This is a genomic window from Streptomyces sp. NPDC056061 (genome assembly GCF_042266885.1).
Lineage (GTDB): Bacteria > Actinomycetota > Actinomycetes > Streptomycetales > Streptomycetaceae > Streptomyces.
In genome coordinates, this window is sequence record NZ_JBHJWQ010000039.1 from 1 (window position 1) to 5017 (window position 5017).

Annotated in this window: 4 protein-coding genes; 2 read left to right on the forward strand and 2 right to left on the reverse strand. The window is 69.6% G+C overall.

Features of this window, described 5'->3' with window-relative positions; all coding sequences use genetic code 11:
- Positions 1-195 precede the first annotated feature (195 nt).
- Entirely contained in the window at positions 196-1494 is a 1299-nt protein-coding gene (locus ACFC79_RS33800) for a DUF6986 family protein (RefSeq protein WP_376248383.1), read from the forward strand.
- Positions 1495-1585: 91 nt separating this feature from the next.
- On the opposite strand, the gene ACFC79_RS33805 is transcribed toward ACFC79_RS33800, so the two are convergent.
- On the reverse strand, positions 1586-1849 hold the full coding sequence (locus ACFC79_RS33805) for a hypothetical protein (protein WP_376248386.1): 264 nt from the start codon (positions 1847-1849) through the stop codon (positions 1586-1588).
- Between the two features lie 221 nt (positions 1850-2070).
- A complete protein-coding gene (locus ACFC79_RS33810) occupies positions 2071-3291 on the reverse strand; it encodes a helix-turn-helix domain-containing protein (RefSeq protein ID WP_376248389.1) in 1221 nt (406 codons plus the stop codon).
- Between the two features lie 944 nt (positions 3292-4235).
- Here ACFC79_RS33810 and ACFC79_RS33815 point away from each other — a divergent pair.
- Positions 4236-4844, forward strand: a complete 609-nt coding sequence (locus ACFC79_RS33815; protein ID WP_376248392.1) for a hypothetical protein — start codon at positions 4236-4238, stop codon at positions 4842-4844.
- Positions 4845-5017: the final 173 nt, after the last annotated feature.

The following is a 5017-nucleotide window of genomic DNA, read 5'->3' on the forward strand; positions in this document are numbered from 1 at the left end:
AGGGCTGATCCCCTCCCGTTCCTCCCTGTTTCTTCCTGCTTCCTCGACGGTCCGGGGCCGTGTGGTGCCACATCCACCACACGGCCCCGGACCGTCTGCGATCACCGTTGACGCGCGATGTACGGCCCTATAGCTTCACCATGCGAACCCTTGCTTCCGGGAAGCGGAAACGATCTGGCTCTGGAGGGTGTGGACATGGGACAGCAGGAGCAGGTGGCGACGAGCCTCGCCGGAGCGGTCGGCGCCGAGATCGGCGCCTCCCTCGCCGCCGTCGACGCCGAACTCGCCCGCCGGTACCCGGGAGACCCGGGCACACGCCAACCGGTCCACACCGTCTACGTCCCGGGCGACGTGTTCGCCTCGGACACCATCCGCTCCTGGGGCGACCGGGCACTGGACGCCCTGGACGAGCACGCCCCCGACGCGGAGTCCTTCGCCGCCGTCCTCGGCATCCCCGACGAGCTCGCCGCACCGGTCCACGACCGGGTGCGCGCCAAACTGGAACGCGAACCCGTCGAGGACCTGCGCATCGACTTCGAGGACGGCTACGGCAACCGCCCCGACGCCGAGGAGGACGAGGCCGCCGCCCGAGCCGCCCGGCTGGTCTCGGAGGCGTACGCGAACGGCGCGGCCGCCCCGTACATGGGCATCCGCATGAAGTGCATGGAGGCCGCCGTGCGCGACCGCGCCATCCGCACCGCGGACATCTTCCTCACCGGCCTGATGCGGGCAGGCGGTCTGCCCGACGGACTGGTGCTCACTCTTCCCAAGGTGACCTACCCCGAGCAGGTCACCGCGTTCGTACGGCTCCTCCAGGCGTTCGAGGAGGCACACGGGCTGCCCGCCGGCCGGCTCGGCTTCGAGATCCAGATCGAGACGAGCCAGTCCATCCTCGCCGCCGACGGCACCGCCGCCGTCGCCCGCATGATCGACGCCGCGCGGGGCCGGGCCACCGGCCTGCACTACGGGACGTTCGACTACAGCGCCTGCGTCGGGGTCGGCGCCGCCCATCAGGCCAGTGACCACCCGGCCGCCGACCACGCCAAGGCGGTCATGCAGGTCGCCGCGGCGGGGACCGGCGTACGGGTCTGCGACGGCTCCACCAACGTCCTCCCGGTCGGTCCCACCCACCGGGTCCACGAGGCATGGCGGCTCCACCACCGCCTCACCCGCCGCGCCCTGGTCCGCGCCTACTACCAGGGCTGGGACATGCACCCGGGGCATCTGCCGACCCGGTACGCGGCCGTGTACACCTTCTACCGCGAGGGACTGGACCAGGCCGCCGAACGGCTCGCCGCGTACGTCGCCGAGGCCGGCGGCGACGTCATGGACGAACCCGCCACCGCCAAGGCGCTCAGCGGATACTTGCTGCGCGGCATCGACTGCGGTGCCCTGGACGGCGCCGAGGTCGCCCGGTTGACCGGACTGGCACGTACGGACCTCGACGCCCTCGCGTCGCCGCGCCGGGCGGAACTCACGGTGGGCCGCGTCTGAGAGTTCCCGGCCCGGTCGAGGGCGGGGGCGTTCGGCTCCGCCGCGGCCGGGCGAACAGCCCGTGCCGGGCGCCGCGTGCGTGACGGCCGGGTCACCACGCACTGCCGGGACGTACCGGCAACCGCGGATGATGGGCGGCGAGGACCTTGTTGGCGCGGGCGAGTTCCGAGAGCGCCTGTTCGCGGTCGGCCCGGTCCTCGGCGCACAGGCGCGGGCCGCGGAACCTGCGTACCTCCCGCGCGGCGCATGCGGCCTCAAGTTCCGCCCGCAGGATGTGCGGGGGGACGCAGGAGCCGATCAGTGCGGCGACCCGGTCCGGGATCGGCACGGGGACGAGGAGGTGCGAGGCGGTCATGGGGGGTTCCCTCTCGGATGGTCGGCCAGGAGACGGTGCGGGGCGCGGCCGCCCGGCGGGCGGCCGACTCCTCCTGTCTACGGGACGCGGTTGCTGATTTCTGGTCGGGAGCGTCTCCGTGTGGCAACCGTCTGGGAGTGACCGGCTATTTCGCCTTACTCGGGGGTAAGTTGCCCCGTGGAGCCGGGTGTGATCCGATCCCGGTCCGTCCATCCGGTGGTTCACAGGGGAACGTCGTCGTTCCGGGCGCGTAACTGGAGCCGTCGGGCACGCAGTACGGTCTCGGTCGAGAACCGGGCCTCCGGGTTCACGAGTTGTTCCCCGAAGATGGATTCCAGATTGCGCATCCGGTAACGGACCGTCTGCGGGTGCACGTCGAGCAGTTCGCCCATCTGGGCGGCGGTGCCACGGGTGTCGAGCCAGATCCGCAGGGTCTCGATCAGTCGTTCCCGGCGATTCGCGCTGATTCCGGCGATGGGGGCGAGCTCGCGCTGCGCGAGCCGGTCGAGAAGCGCGGTGTCGGAGAGCAGCCAGAGCGTGAGCAGATGGTCCTCGCAGAGGACGATCGGTGCCTCGTCGACGACGCCCGCGTCGATGAGTTCGAGCACACGACGGGCCCATCGGATCGAGTCCGAGGCCATGGCGGTGGGAACGGTGAGACCGACGGCGGCGCGGGTGTCCAGGAGCGCCCGGTCGAGCATGCGTCTTCGCGCATCGTCGAGCGGTCCCGGGATCAATAAGTGGGGCTGGGGATCGGTGAAGTCGACGAGGACGTCCCGGTCGGCGCCGCGGCACCCCGGGTCCGCCGACGGGCGTACCGCCACGAGCGTCACTTCGTCGGGCATGGTCCAGCCGGTCTGTTCGCACAGCTCGGCGATGGCGGTCCGGGGCGCGGGACGTCCGGCGAGTATCAGATGCAGCAGGCGTCTTCTGAGCGTGCCCGTGTGGTCTGTTGAGGCCGCCCGGACCTCCAGGTATCCCTCGCGGGACAGTTTCTCGAGCTCGTCGACGTAGGCGAACAGGGCGTCGGCGAAGGTGAGCATCATCGTGGGGGAGAGGTTGTGGCGTCGGCCGACCTTCTTGGCCCGGCGCAGCGCGATCCGGGCCCCCAGCCGGTAGGCGCCGTGCAACTGGTCCAGGCTCCGGCCCTCGTACGCCTCGAACCGGCCGAACCTCCGGCACATCTCGTCCCGCAGGGCGGAAGGAGCGGTCGGCTCGGCGACCTGTTCCACGAAGACGGAGATGCTCTGCTCCACGCCCACGCGGATACCCTGTCCGTACGGACCGTCGAGCAGCCGTGCGTACTCGGGGTAGGTGCGGGTGACCTCCAGCCCGATCTCCTTGACCAGGCCGGGTATTTCGGGACGCACGATCGCAGCGAACTCCTGCGGCAGCGGTCCGAGCGGTTCTCCGAGTTCCGAGGGTTGTGCAACTCCCGGCATTCCTCTGTCCCTTGCTCTCCGGCGCCCGATGGGGGGTGGGCCGTGGGAGGAGCGCTCCCAAGCCGTCAGGTGCGTACCAACGTGGGCTGCTGAAGATAGTCGACGTGCGCGGCTGTGGACACAGGCACGACAGGACGAGATGTAAGGGGCACCTACCGGGGCGAAGGGCGCGGGTCACCAAGACTCCCGGACCCAAGGGCTCCGGTTGTGCGGGACGGGGCGCCTTCGATTTCGGCGTTCCATGAAAAGAATTCCTGGAGGGCCCGGGAAAACTTGTACCGTCCTCGCCCGTGGGGAATGCGATACGACTGCTGCGGAGCCGACAAGTCGACCGCCTCGATGCCTGGAAGTCAAGAGGAGAGGCGGTATTCCGGTGGCCCGGTGGCATTCCGTGGCGATCGCCGACGTCCCCGGTTCTCCCCGGTGCCGGGGCGGTCGGCCAAGGGTGCGGCCGGGCGGGATCACGAGGGGGGCGGCCGGAATGCGAATCGGCCACGATCGCCCGGCGACTCGTCAGTTTGTGAGTGCCGCTTCCGGATGTGGGTGCCGTCGCGCAGTCATGGGCCGACGGGGCGGCGGAGAGATCCTTCCGGGGCTGTGACGTGGGGAGTTGTCGGCCGGTCGGAGAAGGGGCGGAGGGATGGGCGGAAGTGGATGGGCGGTCGACGAGCCACTTGTTGCTCACTTCCGGACAAGAATCCTGAGGGCTTCTGCGCATTGCGCAACAAATTTGTTGGCCGAGATTCATGCTTCCGGAGATTCTTCGCCCCGAGTGTTGCGGAGCCACGTTACTCGACCGTAGCGTCTTCGCCGAAAGCAAGTGGTCGCGCAGTCGGTCAGGTTGGACTGCCACTTCTCTGTCCTGTGCCCCCATCGGAGTTCCAGCCATTTTCGGCGGGACGGGTTCTCCGCATGGGTCACGCCTTCTGAAGGGAAATGGAACCGTGAACACCCTTGCACGCAGAGCCGCATTCGTCACCGCCGCACTCGGCGCGGCCATCGGCATGACGGTGTCGTCGGCCTCGGCCACCGCCACCTCGCACTCCTGGACGGTCAGCCCGGGCGGTGCGTTCACCGCCAAGGCCACCCTTCCGACCCTGGACGTCCCCCTCGTCCAGCTCGTCTGCGACTCCTCCTCGGTGACGGCCGGGACGCTCCAGACGACCAGCGCCGACGGGGTCGGCATCGGGAGCATCAACACCATCACGTTCACCGGCTGCGACGTGGGCGGCATCGCCTTCAACGTCTCGATGAAGGCGTCGCCCTGGAAGATCAACGTCATCCAGCCCAACGCCACGCACACGGACTGGGTCGACGGAACCGTCAGCGACATCTCGGCGCACATCTCCGGCGTCGGCTGCAACGCGGACTTCACGGGCAAGGTGTACGGGCACTACGACAACACCAAGGGCGCCCTCGTCATCGACGGCACGGGAAGCGACCTGAAGGCGTCCAACGCCAGCTGCCTCGGCCTCATCAGCAACGGCGACGTGGCCGGCTTCAACGCCGAGTACGTGGTGAGCCCGAAGCAGAAGATCACCGCCACGTCGTAATACGGCGACTCGCGGCGGGATCGGCCCGGAGCACATCCGGGCTCGGGTTGGGGGGGGGCCGGGGGGCGCCCCCCACCCCCCCCGGCGGGGGAGGGCCGCCCCGCCCCCCCCGGCGGGGGGCGGGGGGGTGTAAAAAAAAGAGAGGGGCGGCCGGAAAAATAGTGTTTGTTTGG

Coding starts and splice junctions, on each gene's coding strand:
- ACFC79_RS33800 (WP_376248383.1), top strand. CDS start 196: ATGGGACAGCAGGAGCAGGTGGCGACGAGCCTCGCCGGAGCGGTCGGC.
- ACFC79_RS33805 (WP_376248386.1), bottom strand. CDS start 1,849: ATGACCGCCTCGCACCTCCTCGTCCCCGTGCCGATCCCGGACCGGGTC.
- ACFC79_RS33810 (WP_376248389.1), bottom strand. CDS start 3,291: ATGCCGGGAGTTGCACAACCCTCGGAACTCGGAGAACCGCTCGGACCG.